Source organism: Leifsonia sp. 115AMFTsu3.1, from assembly GCF_004362795.1.
GTDB lineage: Bacteria > Actinomycetota > Actinomycetes > Actinomycetales > Microbacteriaceae > Leifsonia.
Map to the genome: position 1 here is coordinate 2,251,354 of NZ_SNYB01000001.1, position 23,212 is coordinate 2,274,565.

19 protein-coding genes, 1 tRNA gene and 1 pseudogene are annotated in these 23,212 nt (G+C 69.6%); 7 read left to right on the plus strand and 14 right to left on the minus strand.

What is annotated here, in order from left to right; translation table 11 throughout:
* Positions 1-46 precede the first annotated feature (46 nt).
* A complete protein-coding gene (locus AXZ95_RS10885; protein ID WP_026307176.1) occupies positions 47-418 on the plus strand; it encodes an RNA polymerase-binding protein RbpA in 372 nt (123 codons plus the stop codon).
* Positions 419-442: 24 nt separating this feature from the next.
* Here the strand turns inward: AXZ95_RS10885 and lnt are convergent, their stop codons facing one another.
* The 10 genes from lnt to AXZ95_RS10935 all read right to left on the minus strand — a co-directional run bounded on the left by lnt (position 443) and on the right by AXZ95_RS10935 (position 10,837).
* Entirely contained in the window at positions 443-2,011 is a 1,569-nt protein-coding gene (gene lnt / locus AXZ95_RS10890) for an apolipoprotein N-acyltransferase (protein WP_018191075.1), read from the minus strand.
* 80 nt (positions 2,012-2,091) lie between these two features.
* Complete coding sequence (locus AXZ95_RS10895; RefSeq protein WP_018191076.1) at positions 2,092-4,524, minus strand: DEAD/DEAH box helicase; 2,433 nt, start codon at positions 4,522-4,524, stop codon at positions 2,092-2,094.
* Positions 4,525-4,547: 23 nt separating this feature from the next.
* Positions 4,548-5,300: a twin-arginine translocase subunit TatC gene (gene tatC, locus AXZ95_RS10900; RefSeq protein ID WP_018191077.1), complete on the minus strand. Its 753-nt coding sequence runs from the start codon at positions 5,298-5,300 to the stop codon at positions 4,548-4,550.
* A gap of 43 nt (positions 5,301-5,343) precedes the next feature.
* Entirely contained in the window at positions 5,344-5,628 is a 285-nt protein-coding gene (gene tatA / locus AXZ95_RS10905) for a Sec-independent protein translocase subunit TatA (protein ID WP_018191078.1), read from the minus strand.
* Between the two features lie 4 nt (positions 5,629-5,632).
* The gene (locus AXZ95_RS10910; protein ID WP_018191079.1) at positions 5,633-5,992 is read right to left on the minus strand and encodes a hypothetical protein; all 360 of its coding nucleotides are present in this window, start codon (positions 5,990-5,992) and stop codon (positions 5,633-5,635) included.
* Positions 5,993-6,021: 29 nt separating this feature from the next.
* Positions 6,022-6,996 carry a WYL domain-containing protein gene (locus tag AXZ95_RS10915; protein ID WP_018191080.1) on the minus strand — a complete coding sequence of 325 codons (975 nt, stop codon included), beginning with the start codon at positions 6,994-6,996 and terminating at the stop codon, positions 6,022-6,024.
* Positions 6,989-8,065 carry a WYL domain-containing protein gene (locus tag AXZ95_RS10920; RefSeq protein ID WP_018191081.1) on the minus strand — a complete coding sequence of 359 codons (1,077 nt, stop codon included), beginning with the start codon at positions 8,063-8,065 and terminating at the stop codon, positions 6,989-6,991. The genes AXZ95_RS10915 and AXZ95_RS10920 overlap by 8 nt, the downstream gene beginning before the upstream one ends.
* A gap of 21 nt (positions 8,066-8,086) precedes the next feature.
* Entirely contained in the window at positions 8,087-9,034 is a 948-nt protein-coding gene (locus AXZ95_RS10925) for a hypothetical protein (RefSeq protein WP_018191082.1), read from the minus strand.
* Between the two features lie 70 nt (positions 9,035-9,104).
* Positions 9,105-10,115 (minus strand): tRNA (adenine-N1)-methyltransferase, encoded by a 1,011-nt coding sequence (locus AXZ95_RS10930; RefSeq protein WP_018191083.1) that lies wholly within the window; start codon positions 10,113-10,115, stop codon positions 9,105-9,107.
* Positions 10,112-10,837: an HAD family hydrolase gene (locus AXZ95_RS10935; RefSeq protein ID WP_018191084.1), complete on the minus strand. Its 726-nt coding sequence runs from the start codon at positions 10,835-10,837 to the stop codon at positions 10,112-10,114. Before AXZ95_RS10935 ends, AXZ95_RS10930 begins: the two co-directional genes overlap by 4 nt.
* An 88-nt stretch (positions 10,838-10,925) precedes the next feature.
* Here AXZ95_RS10935 and AXZ95_RS10940 point away from each other — a divergent pair, with 88 nt between their 5' ends.
* Positions 10,926-11,861, plus strand: a complete 936-nt coding sequence (locus AXZ95_RS10940) for a PAC2 family protein (protein ID WP_018191085.1) — start codon at positions 10,926-10,928, stop codon at positions 11,859-11,861.
* A gap of 7 nt (positions 11,862-11,868) precedes the next feature.
* On the opposite strand, the gene mshC is transcribed toward AXZ95_RS10940, so the two are convergent.
* From mshC to AXZ95_RS10955, 3 genes are read right to left on the minus strand one after another with little or no spacing between them, the layout of a single operon-like run.
* Positions 11,869-13,137, minus strand: a complete 1,269-nt coding sequence (gene mshC / locus AXZ95_RS10945) for a cysteine--1-D-myo-inosityl 2-amino-2-deoxy-alpha-D-glucopyranoside ligase (RefSeq protein WP_018191086.1) — start codon at positions 13,135-13,137, stop codon at positions 11,869-11,871.
* Between the two features lie 31 nt (positions 13,138-13,168).
* A complete protein-coding gene (locus AXZ95_RS10950; RefSeq protein WP_018191087.1) occupies positions 13,169-14,032 on the minus strand; it encodes an undecaprenyl-diphosphate phosphatase in 864 nt (287 codons plus the stop codon).
* 21 nt (positions 14,033-14,053) lie between these two features.
* Positions 14,054-15,373, minus strand: a complete 1,320-nt coding sequence (locus AXZ95_RS10955; protein WP_018191088.1) for a M20/M25/M40 family metallo-hydrolase — start codon at positions 15,371-15,373, stop codon at positions 14,054-14,056.
* A 133-nt stretch (positions 15,374-15,506) separates the two neighbouring features.
* On the opposite strand from AXZ95_RS10955, the gene AXZ95_RS10960 reads away from it, so the two are divergent.
* From AXZ95_RS10960 to AXZ95_RS10975, 4 genes are all read left to right on the plus strand, one after another.
* Positions 15,507-15,591 (plus strand) — tRNA-Leu (locus tag AXZ95_RS10960).
* A gap of 87 nt (positions 15,592-15,678) precedes the next feature.
* Positions 15,679-16,656 carry a cation diffusion facilitator family transporter gene (locus tag AXZ95_RS10965; RefSeq protein ID WP_051087281.1) on the plus strand — a complete coding sequence of 326 codons (978 nt, stop codon included), beginning with the start codon at positions 15,679-15,681 and terminating at the stop codon, positions 16,654-16,656.
* A gap of 39 nt (positions 16,657-16,695) precedes the next feature.
* Positions 16,696-17,697, plus strand: a complete 1,002-nt coding sequence (locus AXZ95_RS10970) for a YafY family protein (RefSeq protein WP_018191089.1) — start codon at positions 16,696-16,698, stop codon at positions 17,695-17,697.
* Positions 17,698-17,707: 10 nt separating this feature from the next.
* A complete protein-coding gene (locus tag AXZ95_RS10975; protein ID WP_026307177.1) occupies positions 17,708-18,796 on the plus strand; it encodes a VIT1/CCC1 transporter family protein in 1,089 nt (362 codons plus the stop codon).
* A 23-nt stretch (positions 18,797-18,819) separates the two neighbouring features.
* Here AXZ95_RS10975 and AXZ95_RS10980 read toward each other — a convergent pair whose 3' ends face one another.
* Positions 18,820-19,257 (minus strand): DUF1707 domain-containing protein, encoded by a 438-nt coding sequence (locus tag AXZ95_RS10980; RefSeq protein ID WP_018191091.1) that lies wholly within the window; start codon positions 19,255-19,257, stop codon positions 18,820-18,822.
* Between the two features lie 215 nt (positions 19,258-19,472).
* Between AXZ95_RS10980 and AXZ95_RS19870 the strand changes: the two are divergent.
* A pseudogene (locus AXZ95_RS19870) lies at positions 19,473-23,212 on the plus strand (DUF11 domain-containing protein); the annotation flags it as partial.

The window sequence follows — 23,212 nt, forward strand, 5'->3', positions numbered from 1 at the left end:
CCGTTTATAACTGTGAGGATTCGCGCGCACTAGAGGAGACCACACAATGGCAGATCGAAGCTTGCGCGGCATGAGAATCGGCGCCCAAAGCCTACAGAGTGAAGAAGGCGTCGTCTACTCTCCGCGTTCCCGTTACAACTATCTTTGCCTCACCTGCGGCAAGGAGACCGACGTCGTGTTCTCGGCCGAGGCCGAGGCCCCCGAGACCTGGGAGTGCAAGCACTGCGGCCAGGAGGCGCGCCTGCTGATCGGCGACACCCCCGTCGAGGTCGACCACTCCGACGTCAAGACCCCCCGCAGCCACTGGGACATGCTGCTGGAGCGCCGCACCCGCGCCGAGCTCGAGGAACTCCTCGAGGAGCGCCTGCAGTACCTGCGGTCGCGTCGCGGAACGAGCGAGCACAAGCACACCGCCTGACCACGTCAGGCCACCGGGCCGTTCTCACCCTCGCGGTGGGAGCGGCCTTTTCGCCGTCGGCAGGGGCCCGCGCCGGGCGGTGAACGCCACGATCAAGCCGAACAGCCCGAGGCCGGCGACCAGGAACTCGATCCCGCGGCTGAGCAGCGTCGCAGGCGTCGTCGTGGTCCCGAGCGGGACGTCCGCGACCATGTGCCCGGGCTTGAACGGCGGGATGGAGCTGATCGTGCGACCGTCGGGCCCGATGATCTGGCTGCTGCCCACCGTCGAGATGTTCACAAGCGACCGTCCCGCCTCGATCGCGCGCAGTCGGGCGATCGCGAGCTGCTGCTGGTTCTCGTCCGTCTCGCCGAAGTCCGCGTTGTTGGTCTGGGCGAGGATCACCTGCGCTCCCCCGCGCATCATGTCCGTCAGCAGCTGGTCGTCGACGATGTCGAAGCAGATGGAGATGCCGGCGCGCACGCCGCCGACGTCGAAGACGTTGTCCCGCGTCCCTGGCGTGTAGTCGCGACCGATCAGGTCGATGAGCTGCGGAGCGAACGGACGCCAGAACGCGCGGTCGGGAACGTACTCCCCGAACGGCACGGGGTGCTTCTTGTCGTAGTAATCGACGGCGCCTTTCCCCGCCTCCCACTGCAGCGAGGTGTTGTAGAGACGGTCGTCACGCGAGGTGATCGTCCCGACGACGAACGGGGCTCCGAACTTGCGGCTCAGCGCATCCAGGATCGCCGCATTGTCGGGGTCCCGTGTCGGGTCCGGCAGGGCGGACCCCTCCGGCCAGACCACCATGTCGACCTTCTTCGCGCCGGACACCTGCGACGACGGGATGCGCAACGTCTCCGCCACCTGCGAGTTGAACACCGCGCCGACGGGGGCGTTGTCGAAGTACCCGGCCGGTCCGTTGCCCTGCACGGCGGCGATCCGCGTCGATCCGCTGGTCGTCGCGGGCCAGGCGGGGATCGCGAACACGAGGGCGACCGCCGCTCCGGCCAGAAGCCATCGCTGCACCGTTCGCACATCCAGCGCGCCGGGTAGCTCCAGCAGGAACGCCACCAGCAACACCATCACGAAGCTCACACCCGAGATCCCGATCCACGCGACCATCGGGGCGAGCGGGCTGAGGGACTGCGACTCGGCGACGCGCCCCCAGGAGAAGCCGCCGTACGGCCAGGTGCCGGTCACGAACTCCCGCAGCACCCAGAGGCCGCTCACGATCACCGGCAGCAGTCCGAGCCGCCCGAGTAGAGTCGGGAAAGCCCGCGGCACCCACCGGTACGCGAGCGTGATCAGGATGCCGCCGACACCCCAGAACAGGGCCTCCAATGTCGAGAGGGCCACCCAGGGCACCGGGCCCAGGTACAACGCCGTCCACGACACGTGGACGAGGTAGAACGCCTCCCCCGCGACCCAGCCGACCAGGAACGCCGAGCCTGCGCGGCGGCCGCGCTGCGCGAGCAGCACCATCGCGATGCCGACGAACGTCAGCGGCCACCAGTCCTTGTCCGGGAACCCCGCATCGAGCACCGGGCCGGCGGCCGCGGCGACCAGCACCGCGAGCCAGAGCGGAAGGGGGGCTCGCGGGACGGTCTGCACGAAGGGAGAGCCTAAAGCATCCGCGTGTGGGGGCCGTTCAGGATGCGCGACACGGTCGCGCGGGCCGCTCTCAAGCCGCGTCAAGCGACCGAGGAGTAGGCGACGATCCCGCGCCGGATGGACTCCAGCGCCTGCCGGGCGACCCGCCCGACGTTGCCCTGGGCGACGAGCGACAGCTGATCGAGGAGGTCGATCGTCTGCTTGGCCCAGCGGACGAAGTCGCCCGCCGCCATGTCGGCCTCCCTCAGCACCGCATCGAGCCCGGAGCCGCGTGACCACATCCACATCGCGAGGGACAACGCCGTGGACGGCGGCTCGCTGCCCGGGAGCCGATTGTCCTGCTCCAGGTCGTCGAGGGTGCTCCACAACGTCGTCGTCTTCTCGAGCGCCGGGCGGAACGCACCGCGCGGTAACGTGCGGTCGTTGGCCAGGCCGTCGTCGCGTCGCGGCTCGAAGACGAGGGCGCACGCCATGGCGGCGAGGCCCGGCGCATCCAGATCCTTCCAGGCGTTGCGACGCAGGCATTCGGCGACCAGGAGGTCCCGCTCGCCGTAGATGCGCTTGAGAGTGCGGCCGTGGACGGTCAGCACGGTCTCGCCCTCCTCCTTCGCCAGGTAGCCGAGCTCGAGGAGCACCTCGGACACGCGGTCGAAGACCTTCGCGACCGCGCCAGTGCGCGACTGGATCTGCGACCGCAGCCGGTCGGTGTCGCGCTTCAGCTTCCACCAGCGCTCCGCCCACCGGGCGTGCTGCTCACGCTCGGGGCAGCGGTGGCAGGGGTGGTCCTTCATCCGCTTGCGCAGCGCGGCCAGCTGGCGCTGCCGCTTCTCACGGTCGCTGTTCGATGCCGACTCGATGCGGGAACCGGACCGCTCCAGGTCCGTGAGCTCTCGGCGGATGGCGAAGTACTCGCGGAAGTCGCCGAGGTGGCACGTCATCGCCTCCTCGTAGCCGGCGAGCGATTGCTCCTGCTGCATCGCCTTGCGGGCGAGGTCGACGACGGCGCGGTCGGCCTGGAACTGGGCGAACGACGACTCGAGGATCTCACGCGTGCGCGGTCGGCCGAACTGGTCGATCAGGTTCACGGCCATGTTGTACGTCGGCCGGAAGCTGGAGTTCAGCGGATAGCTGCGGCGGGAGGCGAGAGAGGCGACCGACTGCGGGTCCAGTCCGTCCTCCCATTGGATGACGGAGTGCCCCTCCACGTCGATGCCGCGGCGACCGGCTCGACCGGTCAGCTGGGTGTACTCCCCCGGTGTGATCGGGACGCGGGCCTCGCCGTTGAACTTCTCCAGCTTCTCCAGGACCACGGTCCGGGCGGGCATGTTGATCCCGAGTGCGAGCGTCTCTGTCGCGAAGACGACCTTGACGAGCTTCCGGCGGAACAGCTCCTCGACGACCTCCTTGAAGGCGGGCAGCAGGCCGGCGTGGTGCGCGGCCACACCGCGCTCCAGCCCCTCCAGCCACTCCCAGTAGCCGAGAACCGCCAGATCCTCGTCGAGCAGTGTGCGGCACCGCTCCTCCACGATCGCGCGGATCTCATCGCGCTCGTGCTTCTCGGTCAGGCGCACGCCGGCCCGGAGCACCTGGCGCACCGCCTGGTCGCAGCCGTTGCGGCTGAAGATGAAGAAGATCGCAGGCAGCAGATTGCGGTCGTCGAGCAGCGCGACAAGATCCGACCGGCTCATCCGGAACGTGTCCGGACGACCGCCCTTGGAGTGGTAGCGGCCCACATCCCGCATCTGCCGGCTGCTCAGCACCCGGCCGCCGTAGCGTGCCATCTGCACGAGCTCCGGGTTGACCCGGTTGGTGGCAGCGAGCCCCGACGAGTCGAACAGGTCGATGAGCTTGGAGCGCATCAGGATGTGCTGCTCCAGCGGCACCGGGCGCTCCTCCGACACGACGACATCGGTGTCGCCGCGGACGGCCTGAAGCCAGTCGCCAAACTCCTCGGCGTTCGACACGGTCGCGCTGAGCGACACCATCCGCACCTCCGACGGCAGGTGGATGATGACCTCCTCCCACACGGCGCCCCGGAACCGGTCGGCCAGGTAGTGCACCTCGTCCATGACCACGTAGGCGAGGTCGGTGAGCAGGTCGGAGTCCGCATAGAGCATGTTGCGGAGCACTTCGGTCGTCATGACGACGATGCGGGCGTGCGAGTTGATGTTCGTGTCGCCGGTGAGGAGCCCGACGGATTCGGGGCCGTACGCCTCCACGAACTCCTGGAACTTCTGGTTACTGAGCGCCTTCATCGGCGTCGTGTAGAAGACCTTCGCGTTGGCCTCGCGCATCGCGAGGAAGACGGCGAACTCGGCCACGATCGTCTTGCCGGCGCCGGTGGGGGCGGCGACGAGGACGCTGCGCCCGCGCTCCAAAGCCCCGCATGCCTCCCGCTGGAACGGGTCGAGGTCGAACCGGAGACTCGCGCGGAAGGTCTCGAGCAGCGGCTGGCGGGCCCGGTCGCGCGAGGCGGCGAACCGCTCCGCCGGTGAGAGCGTCTGGTCGGTCACCCCACCAGCCTATGCCCGCGCGGTCAGGCGGCGAGCTCGGCCTCGAGCCGCAGCTCGCGCTTGGCCGCTCGGCGGTCGTGCAGCCAGGCGACGCCGTACGCGGCGAAGTAGAGGGCGACCATCGGGATGGCCAGGAGGAACATCGACAGCACGTCGGCGGCCGGCGTGGCGATGGCGGTGAACAGAGCGATCAGGATGAGCGCCCAGCGCCACGACGCGATGATCGACTTCGCGCTCAGCACGCCGACGAAGTTCAGCAGCACCAGGAAGACCGGGAGGACGAACGCGATGCCGACGGCGATGACCAGTTTGAGGATGAAATCGAAGTAGGTCTTCGCCTGGATGATCGCCGAGTCGGGCTCCGGGGCGAAGCTCGTCAGCAGGCTCACGATGTGCGGGACGAGCAGCCACCCGGTCACACCGCCCGCGATGAACAGCGGGACGGCGGTGAAGAAGAAGCCGAAGCCGTAGCGGAGCTCCTTGCGCGTCATCGCCGGGACGAAGAACGCCCAGATCTGGTAGAGCCAGACCGGGCTGGAGATGATCGCGCCGATGGTGATCGCGACCTGCATCTTCAGGTCGAACGCGCCCGTGATGCTGTCGTAGTTGAGCATCGCCTCGCGGCCCTGCTGCTTCGCGATGTCGGTGATCGGACCGCGCAGCGCATCCATAACGTAGCCGCTGAGAAACCAGCCGATGACGGCGCCACCCACCAGAGCGAGGGCGGAACGGAAGAGGCGTTTGCGAAGCTCGATGAAGTGCTCGGCGAGCGTCATCCGTCCTTCGCGGCTCTTGCCTCGCTTCGTGGAGGCCACCGGACTACGGCTTCGGGTTCGACTCGGTCGAGGGGTCGACGGGAGCCGGGGCGGGCGTCACCGTCGGCGCTGCGGTGCTCTGCGCGGTGGGGGTGGTGGCGGTGCCGTCGGAAGCCTGGTCGGACTTGCCGTCCTTGCCGTCCTTCTTCAGCTCGTCGACCTCACCCTTGAAGATCCGCATCGACTGGCCGATGCTCTTGGCGAGCGCCGGGAGCTTGGGCGCACCGAAGAGCAGCAGGATCACGGCGAGGATGATGAGCAGATGCCATCCGGTCAGTCCTGCGAACATGAGATCAGGTCCTTCTCAAAAGGTGGGCGAAGCGAGCGGGCACCGTTGCGGGGTCCACATCGACCAGTAGTCTACCGCGCCGGACGCGGGCGTCCCTGCGAGCTTGCCGGGCGAACGCCCGCTCGGTGAGGTGATCCTGCCGCTGCGCACGGAGCTCGTCGGCATCCGCCAGCACGGCCGGCTCGAAAGTGTCGTGGAGCTCCTCGGCTCGGCGCGACAGCACCTCGGCCTTCTCCATCAGCGCCGCGGCCTCACGACCGGCGGCGACGACCTTGCGGAACAGCCACCAGGCGAAGAACGCGAGCATGCCGAGGAGACCGAGCACGAGCACGATCCAGATCACCAGCCACGACCACCAGGGCATGGGCTCAGCCTACCCGGCCCGCCGCCGGGTCAGAGGTAGCGTTCGACGCCCGCGCGGGCCCAGCCGGCGACCACCTGGCGCGCCTCGGGCGGGTCGAGCACCGTCAGCACGCCCGACAGCCCGGCGACCAGCCGCTTGAGACCGTGGAAGTGCGCGACCCGGACGCTCGTGCGGATGACGCCGTCCCGCTCCTCGCGCTCTGCACCCTCGGGGATGTAGTCCTCGATCAGCGGGATCGCCGACGCCGACACCTCCACCGTCACCAGCTGGTCCTCCGGCGTGCCGGTGAACAGCGTCTCCGGCAGCTTCACGTCGCCCGGCCGATAGGTGATCGCCTCCTGCGTCGCGACCAGGTCGTCGATCCGGTCGAGACGGAAGGTGCGGATGGCCGTGCGGAGGTGATCCCAGCCGCGCAGATACCAGTCCTGGTCGACGGATTCGATGCGCAGCGGGTCGACGCGGCGCCGTTCGCGCTCCCCACGGGAGCTGAGGTAGTCGAACTCGACCTGCACGCCCGCGATGACCGCATCCCGGATCGTCGCCAGGGCCTCGTCGGTCTCCGACCGCGCGACCGCGAGCTGGCTCGGCGCCGCCGATGCGCCGCGGGCGAGCTTGGCCATGAGCGAGCCGATCGCATCCCGGTCGGCGTTCTCCGGCAGAGCGGTGAGGTACTGCAGCCCGGCGATGAGGGCTGCCGCCTCCCGTGCCGAGAAGCGGGGAGAATCGTCGATGGCGACCTGGTGGGTGAGGACGATCTGGTCGTTCTCCTCGAAGTCGTCCCAGGCGATGTCGAAGAGGTCGCCCGGCTGGTACGCATTGGTCTCGCCGGGGATGCCGGAGACGGCGATGAGCCGCACGGCGTCACGCAACTGGTCCTGGTCGACACCGAAGTGCTCAGCGGCCTCCGCGACGCTCACGCGGTCGCGATCCATGAGGTAGGGCACGAGGGCGAGCAGGAAGGCGAGCTTGTCCTGCGCCTGCATCGGCTTGCGGCGCTCAGCCATCGCGGGCCTCCCCCGTCTCCGCGCCTGCCGAGCCGCCGGGCGCGGTGTGCGCGGCGACCGTCGCCTGGAGGCGCTGGAGCACCTGGTCGCGCAGTTCCGGCGGCGCGAGGACCAGGACCTCGGGCCCGAAGGAGGCCAGCTGGTCGGCGAGGATGTTGATGTCCGAGAAGTTGACGGTGAGCCGGACGGGCTCGCCCTCGGCGCCGACCGGCACAGCATCGCCGTACCGCTTGCCCAGGCGCGTCGCCGCATCCGTGCCGGCGGTCACCTCGATCTCGGCGACGTTCGACTCCCAGATGCGCTCGAGTTCGAGCAGTGCCCTTTCGGCGAAGGCCTCGCCGTCGACGCGATACTGCTCCGGGTCGAAGACGCGGGACGTCAGCTTGACCGGCCCGACGATGCGGGAGAGCAGGAAGGTCCGCGAGCCGCGGGCGTCCTGGTCGATCCCCTGCAGGTGCCACCGGCCCTGGTGCTGCACGAGCGAGAGAGGTGCGACGGTGCGCTGGCGGGACGCGCTCTCGCCGGGCTTGAGGTACGGGAACTGCACCATGGCGTGACGCTCCAGCGCCTGACTGAGCGGCTCGAAGGCGCTCTCGCGGACGCGGAGCCGCGGCGCATACCCGACGACCGGATCATCCGCCTCGACGCCGAGCGATCGCAGCTTCATCAGAGCACGCCGGGACTCCCCCGACAGGGAACCCTCGCGCCACACGGCGGCCGCGAGGCCGAGCAGGGTCAGCTCCTCGGGCGAGAAGCGGACATCGGCCGGGAGGTCGTATGCCCCTTTGGGAATGCGGTACCGCAGCAGCTGATTGTTGCCGGACGCCTCGGGCGCCTCCACCGTCTCCAGCGGGACGCCGAGCTCGCGGATGTCGTCCTTGTCGCGCTCGAACTGCCGCTCCAGGCTGCTGTTGTCGCCGTGCGGCTCATACCGCTGGCGGTACCCCTGGACGGTCGACAGGATCTCGCTCTTGGTCAGGCCGTTCTCGGTCGCGAGCAGTGCCAGCACGAGGCTGAACAGGCGCTCCTCGACCGGGACGCGCGCGGGCGAAGAGGGGGAACGGGACACCCGTCCATCCTAGTCCGCGCGCTAGTGGATACCGAGGATGTCAACCACCCAGGCGGAGGCCGGGAACTGCCCCTGGGACGGCGTCTCGATCACCAGCTGCGAGCCGACCTTCTGCCCCACGAGCTCCTTGAGCATCGCCTGCGGAAGGACGGAGCCGTTCGAATTCTGGATCTGGCTCTGGCCGCTGGCCATGTCGACCCGATCGGGCCCTCCGCTGGTCCAGCTGCTGGTCACGACCTGCTTGCCGTCCCATCCGACCGCGGTGTACTGCAGAACCGCGGTGCTGTCCTTCTTCACGACCGGGCCGTCACCCTGCTTGAGGACCTCGCTGCGGACCTTCGTCGGTGCCGAGCCCGACGACGGGATGGTGATGCCCGGCTGGCCCGTGGGCGCGAGCACGACAGTCGGGAACCCCGCGGCCGCAGGACGGACCGCACCGTTGGCGGCGTTCAAGGAGGTCTTGAGCACGTCGAGGACATAGATCTGCGTGCCGGGGGCGGAATCCGCCTGCTGGGGCGCATCCTTAGGCGCCACCACGATCGCCACCCGCGACCCGACGGGTGCGCAGATCAATCCGCGGCTGATCACATCCGATCCGACCGGGACGACCGCACCCTGATCGCCGTAACCGCTGCCGAGGACGCTTCCGGTCGCTGCGTCGATGACCGTGAAACCGACCTCGACCTGTTGCCCCTTGTGCACGACAGTGCTGTCACTACCCTCGCTGAGCACAGAACGCTGCGACTTCGTCGCATCGACGGGCGTCGGCACCGTCACCTTCGGTCGAGACCCGATCTTGCCCGTCGCCTCGACCAGCTGCGACGCCTTGCCCGAAGACAATGCCGAGCTGCAGTCGTTGTTCGGGTTCGTCGAGCATGCCGACAGAGCCACTGCCACGAGGCCGGCGGCTCCGATGACGGCGGCGGTTCGTCCGAGTGCAGACGCGCGGCGAGCAGTTGCGTTGGGCACGGGTCCTCTTTCGATCCGATCAGTGGGGTTCGGGACAGCAGCGGGCGAGCCCGGCGTTCCCGCATTCATGCTAGCCGACGCCCGGAGCGTCCTCGTCCGCCTCGCGGCCCTTCGCGAGCTCAGCGCTGGCGGCCGCCTCGCGCATCCGCTTGCGGAGGCTCTTCGGGCTGGACTGCCGCTCGCCGAGAGCGCCGGGGGTCCAGGCCTCGACATCCTCGTCGGAGTAGTCGGACTTCGACGGACGGCGCTTCAGCTCGGGCAGCACGGTCCCCGGGGCGAGCCGGCGGGCGGTGATCAGGAAGCCGGTGTGCGCGATCATCCGGTGGTCGGGCCGGACGGCCAGCCCCTCCACGTGCCAGCCGCGGACCATCGTCTCGTTCGACTGCGGGTGCGTGTAGTCGCCGGAGGCGCGGATGGCCTCGGCGACGCGGGACAGCTGGGTCACGGTGGCGACGTAGCAGATCACGACGCCGCCGGGCTTGAGCGCGCTGGTGACCGCGTCGAGCGTCTCCCACGGCGCCAGCATGTCCAGCACCACGCGGTCGACGGTTCCCGGTTCGACAGCGGCGGGCAGGGCATCCTGCAGATCGCCGACGGTCAGCGTCCAGTTGGCGGGCTCGCTGCCGAGGAACGTCGCAGCGTTGTCGCGCGCGACGTCGGCGAACTCCTCGCGGCGCTCGAACGACAGCAGCCGGCCCTCCGGACCGATCGCACGCAGCAGCCAGAGCGAGAGCGCACCGGAGCCGACCCCCGCCTCGACGACGGTCGCGCCGGGGAAGATGTCCGCGAGCGCGAGGATCTGCGCAGCGTCCTTCGGGTAGACGATGGCCGCGCCTCGCGGCATCGACATGACGAAGTCGGTGAGCAGCGGACGCAGCGCGAGGTGCTCGACGCCCGCGTTGTTGGTGACGACCGAACCATCCGGCAAGCCGATGATGGCGTCGTGCTGCAGGACACCGCGGTGGCTGTGGAACTCTTTTCCCGGCTGCAGCGTGATGGTGTTCATCCGGCCCTTCGGACCGGTGAGCTGCACGCGGTCGCCCGCACGGAACGGGCCGGAGCTGCGCGGAGTCTCGTTCATCGGTTCGCCGCCTCACGGTGTGCGCGGGCGACGGCGAAGACGTCCTCCGCGGTGCGGCCGTCCAGCGACGACCACAGCGTGTGCTCCTCCGACTCCGGCAGCGGCACGATGTGCGGAACGCCGATCGTCGTCGCGCCGGACGCCACGGCAGAAGCGAGTCCCACCAGGGAGTCCTCCAGGGCGACGGTGTGGCGGATGTCCACACCGAGCAGCCCGGCGGCGCGCAGGTACGGCTCCGGCGCGGGCTTCGGCTCGTCGACCTCGTCACCGCTCACGATCACATCGAACGCGTCGAACGGGATGTGCGCGACGATCTGCTCCGCCATCCTCCGCACCGACATGGTCACCAGCGCCGTGGGGATGCCACGCTCGCGCAGCGACTCGAGCAGCTCGCGGGCGCCCGGACGCCACGGCACGCCGTCCGCATCCAGCTTCTGCTGCACCCGGTCGGTCAGCCAGTGCACGATCTCGTCCGGCTCCATCGCCACACCGCGCGAGCGGAGGATCTCCGCCGAGTTCCAGAGGCCGAGACCGACGAGAAGAAGACCGTCGTCGTGCGTCCAGGTACCGCCGAACGAGTGGACGAGCTCCACCTCCGACGCCATCCAGTACGGCTCGGTGTCGACGAGGGTGCCGTCCATGTCCCACAGCACGGCGGCGGGCAGGTCGGCAGAGCCGGTGTCGCTACGGGTATGTTCGCTGCGGGGGGAAGACGCGGTCACAACGGGCAAGTCTATCGGGAGAGCCGCGGGCCTATCCTGGATGGATGGCGTCCCGACCGGACGCCGGGAAGGGACGAGGGACAGCTTCGTGACAGACGGACAGAACATCCTCGGCGGGCGCATCCTCGTGGTGGCCTTCGAGGGATGGAACGACGCGGGCGAGGCGGCCAGCGGCGCGGTCAAGACGCTCAAGGAGCAGCTCGACGTGGTTCCCATCGCCGAGGTCGACCCCGAGCTCTATTTCGACTTCCAGTTCAACCGGCCGGTGGTGACGGACGACGACGGCCGCAGACGGCTGATCTGGCCCTCGGCCGTCATGTACGGACCGTCACTTCCCGGGCGCGTCGGGGAGGACCTGGCCGGCGACGCCGAACTCACGGTCACCGGCGACAACGCCGGCAACATCTTCCTGCTGCTCGGCACCGAGCCGTCGCGCAGCTGGCGCAGTTTCACCGCCGAGATCATGGATGTGGCGCTCGCCGCCGACATCGGAGCCGTCGTCTTCCTCGGCGCGATGCTCGCGGACGTTCCGCACACGCGGCCGATCTCGGTGTTCGCCTCCAGTGACAACGCGGCCGTCCGGGCCGAGCTCGGCCTCGAGCGCTCCACGTACGAGGGGCCGGTCGGCATCCTCAGCGCGCTCGCCGAAGGCGCAGAGGACGTCGGCATCCCGACCCTGATGATCTGGGCGTCGGTACCGCACTACGTGCACAACGCGCCCAGCCCCAAGGCCGTTCTCGCGCTCATCGACAAGCTCGAAGAGCTCGTCGACGTGACGATCCCCCGCGGCACCCTCGTCGACGAGGCGGCTGCCTGGGAATCCGGGATCGACGCTCTCGCGGCCGACGACGAGGAGATGGCCTCCTACATCCAGCAGCTCGAGCAGGCCCGCGACACCGTCGACTCGCCCGAGGCGAGCGGCGAAGCGATCGCGCAGGAGTTCGAGCGCTACCTGCGCCGCCGCGGTGACGGCCGCGACGGCGGAACCGCCGGGCGCGCGCCGGACGACCCGCGCCGCGGCTGACCGCGGCTCACTCCGGGGCGGTCGCCAGCGGGATGCCGAGCAGCGCGTCGATCGCGCGCGGCACCAGGTCGGTGGTCACGGCGGGGCGGGTGGCCGCCCACTGATCGACGGCTCGGAGGGCAGACGGTGTGTCGAGGTCGTTCCGCAATGCCGCCCGGATGCGGGCGACGAGGGTCGCCTCCTCGAGCGCTGCCTCGGCATCCACCTCGTCTGCGCGCCGGCTGATCGCCGACTGCCAGGCCGTCAGCCGTAGTCGGGCTTCGTCGAGCGCGGAGTCGAACCACTCCCAGTCGCTGCGGTAGTGGTGCGCAAGGAGCGCCAAGCGGATCGTGCGCGGGTCCGCGCCCTGCTCCCGGAGGCCGGACACGAGCACCAGGTTGCCCAGGGACTTGCTCATCTTCTCGCCGTCGTAGGCCACCATCCCCGCGTGGCTGTAGACCCGGGCCAGCGGATGGCCGCTCAGCGCCGCGGCGTGGCCCGCGCTCAGCTCGTGGTGCGGGAAGACGAGATCGGAGCCGCCGCCCTGCGCGGTGAAGTCGCGGCCGAGGTGCATGAGCGCGATGACCGAGCACTCGATGTGCCACCCGGGTCGGCCCTCCCCCGCCTCCGACGGCCAGCTCGGCTCCCCCGGTCGCGGACCGCGCCAGAGCAGCGGGTCGAGCGGGTCGCGTTTCCCGGCGCGGTCGGGGTCACCGCCGCGCTCGGCGGAGAGGGCGAGCATGGTGGCGCGGTCGAGCCCGCTCTCCTCGCCGAGCACCCACGGCGCCGCGTCCTGGGCGGCCTGGATGTCGAAGTAGACGTCATCGTCGAGCCGGTACGCCATCCCGCGGTCGAGCAGGATGCTCGTTGCCCGTCCGATCTGCTCGATCACCTCGGTGACCGCGACGTAGTCGTCCGGCGGAAGGATGCGGAGAGCCTCCATGTCGCGGCGGAAGAGGTCGATCTGCTCGTCCGCCAGCGCGCGCCAGTCGACGCCGGTCTGGGCGGCACGCTCCAGCAACGGATCGTCGACGTCGGTGATGTTCTGGGCGTAGTGCACGCGGTAGCCGGCGTCGCGCCACACCCGCTGGAGCGTGTCGAACGCCAGGTAGGTGGCTGCGTGGCCGAGGTGGGTGGCGTCGTAGGGTGTGATGCCGCAGACGTAGAGGCGGGCGACGTCGTCGGGACGGGCCTCCACGAGCTGCCCGGAGGCGGTGTCGTACAGCAAGGGGACGTCGACGGCCGTGCCCTCCGGTCGTGGCACCGCCGGAACCTCCGGGGCGTTCCAGGCGCGCACGGTCAGCAGTTCGTCGTCGCGGGCATGCGCGTCACGCCTGGAGGACGCCGGTGGCGAGCAGGATCATCAGCAGCACGCCGAGCGCGATCCGGTAGATCACGAACGGCAGGAAGCTGCGGCGCGAGATGTAGCCCATGAAGAACGCGATCACCAGCAGACCGACGACGAACGCGACGACGGTCGCAGCCGCCGTTTCCACCGGTCCGAACACCTCGGGCGTGCACGTTCCTGCCTTCGCGAGCGCCTCGGTGCACGGCTCCTTGACCGCTTTGTACAGCTGGTAGAAACCGCTGCCGAAGACAGCGGGCAGCGCGAGGAGGAACGAGTAGCGGGCGGCCGCGCGGCGCTGGTACCCCATGAACAGCCCGGCGGTGATCGTGCCGCCGGAGCGGGAGACGCCGGGGATGAGCGCGAGCGCCTGCGCGAGCCCGAAGATGATGCCGTCGCCCCAGGTCAGCTCGCGCAGCCGCTTGCGCTTCGACCCCACCCAGTCGGCGATGCCCAGCAGGATGCCGAACACGATGAGCGTCGTCGCGACGATCCACAGCGAGCGGAACGTCGTCTCGATCTGGTCCTGGAAGAACAGCCCGAGGACCACGATCGGGATGCTGCCCAGGATGACGAGCCACCCCATCCGTGCGTCGGGGTCGTTGCGCGGGATGCGCCCGAACAGCGCGCGGAACCACTGCGCGATGATCCGTGTGATGTCGCGCCAGAAGTAGAGCAGCACCGCTGCTTCGGTGCCCAGCTGGATGATCGCGGTGAAGCGCGCCCCCGGGTCGGCACCGGTGCCGAGCAGTTCGCCGACGATGCGGATGTGCGCGGACGACGAGATGGGGAGGAACTCGGTGAGCCCCTGGACGAGGCCGAGGATCAGGGCGTTGATGAAGTCCATACGAAGCGTCGAATCCCGGGGTCAGTAGGCGCGGAGGAGGTCGCGGAGCACGGTCCTACCGAACACTAGCGCGTCGAGCGGGACCCGCTCGTCCACCCCGTGGAACATGCCGGGGAAGTCGAGATCGGCGGGCAGCCGGAGCGGCGCGAAGCCGTATCCCGTGATACCGAGTCTGCTGAGCGCCTTGTTGTCGGTGCCACCCGAGAGGAGGTACGGCAGAACGGGCGCGCCGGGGTCGTGCTGCTGCAGCGTGCCGGTGATCGCCTCCACCAGGCCGCCGCCGAACTCGGCTTCGAGGCCGATGTCGCGGTGCATGACCTGGATCTCGACGTCGTCGCCGATCAGCTCGCGGACGCGCGCGAGCACGGCGTCCTCCTCGCCCGGCAGCGTGCGGATGTCGATCAGAGCCTCCGCGGTGTCCGGGATGACGTTGTGCTTGTAGCCGGCCTCGAGCAGCGTCGGGTTCGTCGTAGTCCGCAGGGTCGCCAGGATGAAGCCGGCGGCCGTGCCGGTGCGGATCACCACCTCGTCCGGTCCGATCCGCTGCGGGTCGACGTCGAGCAGCCGGCCGAGCTCGCCGATCAGCCGGGTCGTCGTGGCGGTCAGCTGGATCGGCCAGTCCTCCCGACCCAGGGCGACGACGGCCTCCGCCAGCCGCGTGATCGCGTTCTCGCGGATGAGCCGCGAACCGTGCGCGGCCCGGCCACGTGCGATGAGCTTGATCCAAACAAGAGACTTCTCCCCCGTCTGCAGCAGGTACGCACGGCGGCCCGCGAGGTCGACCGAGTAGCCGCCGACCTCGCTGATCGCCTCCGTCGCGCCCGCGAACAGCTCCGGATGCGTGTCGACCAGATGGTGGGATCCGCGACGGCCGCCGTCCTCCTCGTCGGCGAAGAACGCCACGACGAGGTCGCGTGCCGGACGCTCCCCCGCGCGCAGGATGTCGCCGACCGCGGTCAGGATCATCGCATCCATATTCTTCATGTCGACGGCGCCGCGGCCCCAGAGCAGGCCGTCCTTGATCTCGCCGCCGAACGGGTCGACGGACCAGTTGCGCGGGTCGGCCGGAACGACATCGAGGTGACCGTGGACGACGAGGGCCGGCTTGCTCGAGTCGGCGCCCTCGACACGGGCCACCACGCTCGCGCGGCCCGGATCGGACTCGAACACCCGCGGCCGGAGGCCCAGCTCGGACAGCTTCGCCTCGACATAGGCTGCGGCCTCCGCCTCACCGTTCGAGCGGCCCTCGCCGTAGTTCGTCGTGTCGAACCGGATGAGGTCCCGGGCGATGATCGCGGTCTCGTCGAGGTCGGGCTCGGTCGCGCGGAGTTCGTCGGTCATCCCTCCACGCTACCTGCCGTATCCGACGACCGCCCCGCCACGCCCGAGGTGTGTGGACGAGTGATCCTCTCTGGAGAATCCGTGCTATCGTCTTTCTTCGGCAGCCGGAGCAGTTCGGCGGCCATCTCACCTCGTCCGGGTGGCGGAAATGGCAGACGCGCTAGCTTGAGGTGCTAGTGCCCGTATAGGGCGTGGGGGTTCAAGTCCCCCCTCGGACACAGAACCGCGAAAGCGGACGGAAGGCCTCGGTCACAACGACCGGGGCCTTCTGCATTCCCGCTCTGCCGCAGGACTATGGTGTCGCCATGCCCCGCAGCAAACGATCCTCGAGCCTGTTCACCGTGCTGCTCGCCTTCGCAGCGAACATCCTCGTGGCGATCGCCAAGACCTTCGCCGCCATCCTCACCGGATCCGCCTCCCTGGTCGCCGAGGCCGCGCACTCGTGGGCCGACGCCGGCAACGAGATCTTCCTCATCCAGGCCGAGCGTTCCGCCGTGCGGCCGCGCGACGCGTCGCATCCCGGCGGCTACGGGCGCGACGCCTACGTCTGGAGCCTCTTCGCGGCCGTCGGGCTCTTCACCGCTGGGGCGGTGGTGTCGATCATGCACGGCGTCCAGGCGCTCGGCTCAGAAGAGGCGGACTCGGACTACCTCGTCGGCTACCTCGTCCTGGCGGCGGCCTTCGTCTTCGAGGGCATCTCGTTCATCCAGTCGTACCGGCAGGCGCACGCGAAGGCCGAGTCCTCGGGCACCGGCACGTTCGAGCACGTGTTCAGCACCTCGAATCCGACGCTGCGGGCCGTGTTCGCCGAGGACTCCGCGGCCCTCGTCGGCCTGGTGATCGCCTTCCTCGGCCTGCTGCTGCACGAGCTCACCGGCAACCCGTTCTGGGATGCGCTCGGCTCCATCCTGGTCGGGGTGCTCCTGGCGATCGTCGCGGTCGTGCTCATCGAGCGCAACCGGCGGTTCCTGGTCGGACAGCCCGGCTCGGACCGCGCCTCGGAGGCCGCCCTCGGCGCACTGCTCGCACATCCCGAGGTCGAGACGGTCACCTATCTGCACCTCGAGTACGTCGGCCCCGAGCGGTTCTACCTCGTGGCGGCGGTCGACCTCGTCGGCAACGACCGGGAGTCGGACGTCGCCGCCGACCTGCAGGCGGTCGAGGCCTCGCTCGAGGAGTCGGAGTGGATCACGGAGGCCGTGATCACGCTCTCGCGGCCCGGCGCCGCGCCCCTGCGTCCCGCCGCGAGCGGCTCGGGTCCGGAGGCTGCCGTACGCAGCTAGCGGTCAGTTTCCGACCGCAAGGATGTGCACAATGGATGCATGGCAAGTACCGGCTCCCGCTCGCTCCAGCTCCTCTCCCTCCTCCAGACGCACCGCTACTGGCCAGGACAGGAACTCGCCGACCGCCTCGGAGTCTCGCCGCGCACCCTCCGCCGTGACGTCGAACGACTGCGCGACCTCGGGTACCCGGTCGACGCCACCCGCGGGGTCTCGGGCGGCTACCAGCTCGCTGCCGGCGCCTCCCTCCCTCCCCTGGTCGTCGACGACGACGAGGCCGTCGCGCTCGCCGTCGGCCTCCGGACCGCGGCGCAGAGCGGCATCGCGGGCGTCGACGAGGCGTCCGTCCGGGCGCTCGCCAAGGTCGTCCAGGTGATGCCGCCCCGGCTCCGACGCCGGGTCGACGCACTGCGGATGACGACGCTGTCCACCACCCTCGGGCCGACCCCGTTGACCGATCCCGGCATCCTCACCGCTTTCGCCCAGGCGTGCCGCGACGAGGAGCGGATCGAGTTCGCCTACGTGGCCCGCGACGGCCAGGCTTCCAACCGGACGGTCGAGCCGCACCGGCTGGTCTCCATCGAGCGCCGCTGGTACCTCGTCGCCTACGACCTCACCCGGTTCGATTGGCGCAGCTTCCGCCTCGACCGCATCGCCGAGCCGCACCCCACCGGCGTGCGGTTCCGGCCGCGTGCGCTGCCCGCGGAGGACGCGGCGGAGTACGTGCGCGCGTCGCTGCACAGCGCGGTGGAGCCGATGGTCGTCGAGGCCGTCATCGAGGCGCCCAACGACCGGGTCGTCGAGGTGCTCGGACGCTGGGCGACGGTCGACGACCGCGGCGACGGCACGTGCGCCGTCCGGATCACGGCCGACAGCGCCGAGTGGGCGCTGTTCGGGCTCGCCGCTGTCGATGCTCCCTTCCGCATCCTCGGTCCGGAAGAGGCCATCGTCGCCGCCACCGAGTGGGGCGAGCGGTTCACCCGGTCGACGCTGGCGCTCAGCCTTGAGGCCACCGCCCAGAGAGAGCCGGCGGCGACCTCGTAGACTTGAGGGGATGACGACAACAGCCCGAACCCCGAGCCCCGCCGACATCAGGCGGTGGCGTCGCTACCTCGCCGACGAACGCGCGGAAGCCTCCGTGTACCGCGACCTCGCCGGCCGGCGTGAGGGCGAGGAACGCGAGATCCTGCTCGCACTGGCCGAAGCCGAACGACGCCACGAACAGCACTGGGTCGATCTGCTCGGCGACCAGGCCGGCCGCCCGCTGAAGGGCGACGTCCGCACGCGCTTGCTCGGCTGGCTCGCACGGCGGTTCGGCTCGGTGTTCGTGCTCGCTCTCGCACAGCGGGCCGAGGCCCGGTCCCCGTACGCGTCCGACTCCGACGCGACGCCGCAGATGGCGGCGGACGAACAGGTGCACGAAGAGGTCGTCCGAGCCCTTGCAGCCCGCGGAAGGCAGCGGCTCTCCGGCACCTTCCGCGCCGCGGTCTTCGGGGCGAACGACGGCCTCGTCAGCAACCTGGCGCTCGTCCTCGGCGTCAGCGCCAGCGGCGTCCCGACCCACGTGGTGCTGCTCACCGGCATCTCCGGACTCCTCGCCGGAGCCCTCAGCATGGGCGCGGGAGAGTACGTGTCGGTGCGGTCGCAGCGCGAACTGCTGGAGGCATCCACCCCCAACCCGGCCACCGGATCGGCGTTGCCGCACCTCGACGTCGACGCGAACGAGCTCACCCTGGTCTACCGCGCACGCGGAATGACGGCGGAGGAGGCGGCCGAGCACGCACGCGAGGTGCTCTCCGGCCTGCAGGCGGTGACCTCGCCCATCCCGATCACTCCCGCGGTCGCGGAGGACGAGCACGAGGCGATCGGGACCGGATGGAACGCCGCGATCTCCAGCTTCTGCTTCTTCGCCTCCGGTGCGCTCATCCCGATCCTGCCCTTCCTCTTCGGGCTGACCGGGACGGCCGCGATCATCGTCTCCGCCCTGTTGGTCGGGATCGTCCTGCTCGGCACGGGAGCCGTCGTCGGGCTGCTCTCCGGAGCATCACCGCTGAAGCGCGCCATCCGACAGCTGCTCATCGGATACGGAGCGGCGGCCGCCACGTACCTCCTCGGACTGCTGTTCGGCGCCACCGTCGGCTGAGGCTCGGCTCGGCGGCTCCGCGGCTACCGCCGACGCCCGCCTTCCGTGCCGTATGCGATCGCGCCGACCAGCGGGATCAGCAGGAACCACAGCCACGAATACTGGTATCCCCACGCCATCCCGGTCAGGAAGAACAGGATGACCGAGACGAACGGGATGATCGAGACCGCCAGGAGGCCCCAACGGGACGACGGCTCGCGACCTGTCGCGCCCGCGCCGGCGGGAACGGAGGGCGCCGCCTGGGGATGACCCGCGAGCTGCAGTCCGCCGGGGAGGTCCGTGAAGAGCGGTGCGAGATCTCCGCGTGTCACGGCGGATCGGGCCGCAGCCGACCGCGTCTGCAGCTCGACGTCGGTGAGCCGCCCCTCTGCGGCGTGCGACTGCAGAGCCGCGACCGCGCGTTCGCGCTCGTCGTTGCTGAGGCGCAAGGAGGCGCCGGAAGGGTCTGTGATGTCCGACATAGACGCCAGTATGGCAGCGGCCCGCGCGGGACCGCACTGGTTCGGATGCGCCTGGAGCGCACGCCTCGCATGGAAAGACCACCTTGCTTGCATTGGATCGCGCATCCCGTAACGAACGTCACCTCCCCGTGTCCTCATAAATGAGGGCAACCGTGCTCTCGACCACGTGACCGGGGCTGACTCCTCCCGGCATGTCCTGAGAGGAAGTGCTGCACATGGCGCGTCGTTCCGGATTCGCTGCTCGCCGGGCCCGCCGCTGGCGGGTCGCGCTGTCATTCGGGGCGTGCGTGACCGTCGGCGCGCTCGTCGGCGTGCTCCTGCTGCCGCAGCACTACTCGGACGCCGCGACAACCGCCGTGTCGACGGTGTTCACCACCGGGAAGAACGCGGCCAACGGGTCCACTGCGGCCTCGGACGATGCCCCGGGCGGCCCCTCCACCGGCACCGCGCGACCGGGCGACGTGATCGACTGGGTGGTCGAGTCGCAGAACAACACCAGCGCCAACGCGGTCGTGGATCTCAAAGACGACATCAGCACGGCGGGCAACTACGTCCCCGGCTCGCTCCGGCTGCCCCCGAACCAGAACCCTGTCGGCTCGGTGATTCCCCAGTACCGCGCCGCCGGGTCGAGCTGGATCACCGGCACGCCCCCCGCCGACGCCACGGGAATCGGGTTCGTGGCGACGCCCGTCCCGCAGGGCACACAGCAGCTCTCGCCGCCGTTCGTCGTGCCCCCGTCGAAGGTCATCGCGATGAGCGGCGGAGATGCGTACAACGTCGTCGCGCGGAAGGACCTCCTCTACGCGATCTATCACCACGCCAAGGGGGCGGTCGTCTTCTGCGCACAGCACGACGGGACGACCTGCCCGGGCTGGCCGACCGGCAGCAACGTCCAGACGTGGTCGTCGGTCCCGGGTACACCGATCGGAACGGGCACATCCTTCGCCGGGATCACCCCGCAGCAGGGCGGCACGTGGCTTGCGGGCGACAGGCTGTACTGGTACGCCGGCCTCACCGACGGCAGCAGCAACGGCATCGCCTGCCTCGACCTGTCGACCAAGACGCCGAGCAGCTGCGGCTACACCGCCCGATCGGGAGCGGCCGTCAGCAACACCGCGTTCGCCGCACAGATCAACGGGACCGGGCTCCCGGCCGCCGACGGCAACACCTACAGCGTCGTCGTCAGCCGCAATGAGGCCGCCTTGGTGTGCACGACACCAAACATGGGCTCGTGCCCGGGCGCGACCCTGATCGCAAGCGGCGTCACGACCACGTCGATCTACACGTCGTCCAGTTACGGCCCTTACGTCTTCGCGAGCATCCAGCAGACGTCGACGAGTGGGTGGAAGAACTACTGCTACAACACGAACACCAAGGCGCTCTGCGCCGGCAGCTGGCCCGTGAACGGATCGGCGGCGAACACCAAGGCCGGATCGCCGATGGCACCCGTCCTGTCCCGCACGGGTGGGATCTCTGGCGTCTGCACCATCACGAACGGCGCCGGATCTGCTTCCAACTGCGTCACCGTCGCGGGCGCCGCCGCCGCCAACCCCTACGCAGGAACTGGCGCGAACTACGCCGCCGGCGGCAACGGCGCCGGCGAGGCCTACGTCATAGGCACCCGCGTGTACCTGTCGAACGGCAACCAGGTGATGTGTCGCGACTTCGGACAGTGGTCCGGAACCGGCACGGTCCCGCCGTGCGCCGGATTCAGCAACGTCAACAACGGCCTCAACTACACCATCCGGCCCGCGACGGATGTCGCGACGAACTGCCTGGTGGCCACGGGAGACGCCGCCCAGTTCGTGCTCTTCGACGCGACGACGGGCAAGGAATGCGCCGGTCCGACGGAGCCGCGAGAGGTCACCGTCACGCCGAGCGGGTACTACTGCGGCACGGGAGCGACGTCCTTCCGCGGCTGGCGTGCGCTGACGCTTCCGGGACTCACGGACGGCTCGTACGCGAACGCCACGGTGTCGCTGCGCGACCAGAACGACGCGGTCATCTCCGGGTTCGAAGCGGTCACGGTCAATCCCGGGGCGTCCGTCGACCTGTCGGGGATCCCGACGACGGTGACCTCCATCACCGCGACCGTCACGGTCAACGCCGTCACCAACCCCGCCGGTGTCGAAAGCGGGCAGGTGGCCATCACCTGGTCCGGCGACGCCCCCCAGCTCTGCTTCCAGACCACGGCTCCCCCGGTCTCCTGCGACGCCCCGACGCCCCTGATCCTGACCAACACGGCGAACGCCGTCACGACCTCCCCCGGCGGGACCGACGCACCGAACGGCAACACGTCCGGCGGGGCGCGCTTCACCGTGGAGGCGGATCCCGCATCCTGTTCCCTCGCGATCACCAAGGACTCGTCGGTGCAATCGGCCCGACCAGGAGACACGGTGACCTACACGGTCGCCGTCAAGAACACGGGCACGCAGGCGTACGACACCGCCTCCTTCACGGATGACCTGACCGATGTCCTGAAGGACGCCAGCTACACAGGCGAGGCGAGGGCATCGCAGGGTGCCGTGGCGTACACCGCCCCCACCCTGGCGTGGTCGGGCCCTCTCGCGCCTGGTGACACCGCGACGATCACCTACTCGGTGACGGTGAAGAATCCGACTCCCGGGGACCACTCCCTCCGCAACACGGTGGTGTCTCCGACCGTCGGGAGCAACTGTGCAGCCGGTTCGGGCGACGCGAAGTGCACGTCGACGGTGCCGGTATCCGATCTGACGGTCACCAAGGTGGCGGACGACTCAGCCGTGACGAAGCCGGCGAAGGTCGGCGACACGATCACGTACCGCTTCTCGGCGAAGAACACCGGCCAGACCACGTTGACGGGTGTCACCATCAGTGACCCCCACGTCGGGCTGTCCCCGTTGACGTACAGCTGGCCCGGCACCGCGGGAACTCTGCAGGTGGATGAGACGGTCACCGCGACAGCCACCTACAAGCTGACGCAGGCCGACATCGACAACGGGCTCGTGCCGAACACCGCGACCGCATCCGGCAATCCGCCCACAGGCCCGTCGGTGAGTACTCCTCCGGCCGCTGCCGATGTTCCGTTGACGCAGGGTCCGGATCTGACGTTCACGAAGGATGCGGTGAGTTCGGGGGTGTCGTCGCCGGCGAAGGTGGGTGATGTGATCACCTACGTGTTGAAGGCGAAGAACACCGGGAACACCACGTTAACCGGGGTGACGATCACGGATCCGAAGCCGGGTCTGTCGAACCTGGTGTACACCTGGCCGGGCGTGGCGGGGGTGTTGCAGCCGTCGCAGGAAGTCATCGCGCAGGCGCAGTATGTGCTGACGCAGGCGGACCTGAATGTGGGCATGGTGTCCAACACGGCCACCAGTTCCGGGAACCCGCCGACCGGTCCTCCGGTGACCCCGCCGCCGGCGACCACGGACACCCCGCTGACCCAGGGTCCGGGCCTGTCGCTGACCAAGGGCGTCAACAACTCCCAGGTGAAGATCCCGGCCGCGGTCGGGGATGTGATCACCTACACGTTCATCACCGAGAACACCGGCAATGTCACGATGACCGGGGTCACCATCACCGACCCCAAGCCGGGCCTGTCCGCCCTGACCTACACCTGGCCGGGCACGCCGGGCACCCTGCAGCCGAAGGAGAAGGTCACCGCGACCGCGACCTACCGGCTCACCCAGGCCGACCTGGACGCCGGTGAGGTGAACAACCAGGCCACCACCTCCGGGAAGACCCCGGACGGGACCACGGTCACCCCGCCCCCGGCCGCGACCGACACCCCGCTGGTGGCGAACCCGACCCTGAACCTGATCAAGGCCGCGAACGCGTCCGCGGTGAAGAACCCGGCGACGGTCGGGGACACGATCACCTACACCTTCACCTCCACCAATACCGGCAACGTCACCCTCACCGGGGTGAGCATCACCGACCAGCTCCCGGGCCTGTCCGCGATCAGCTACACCTG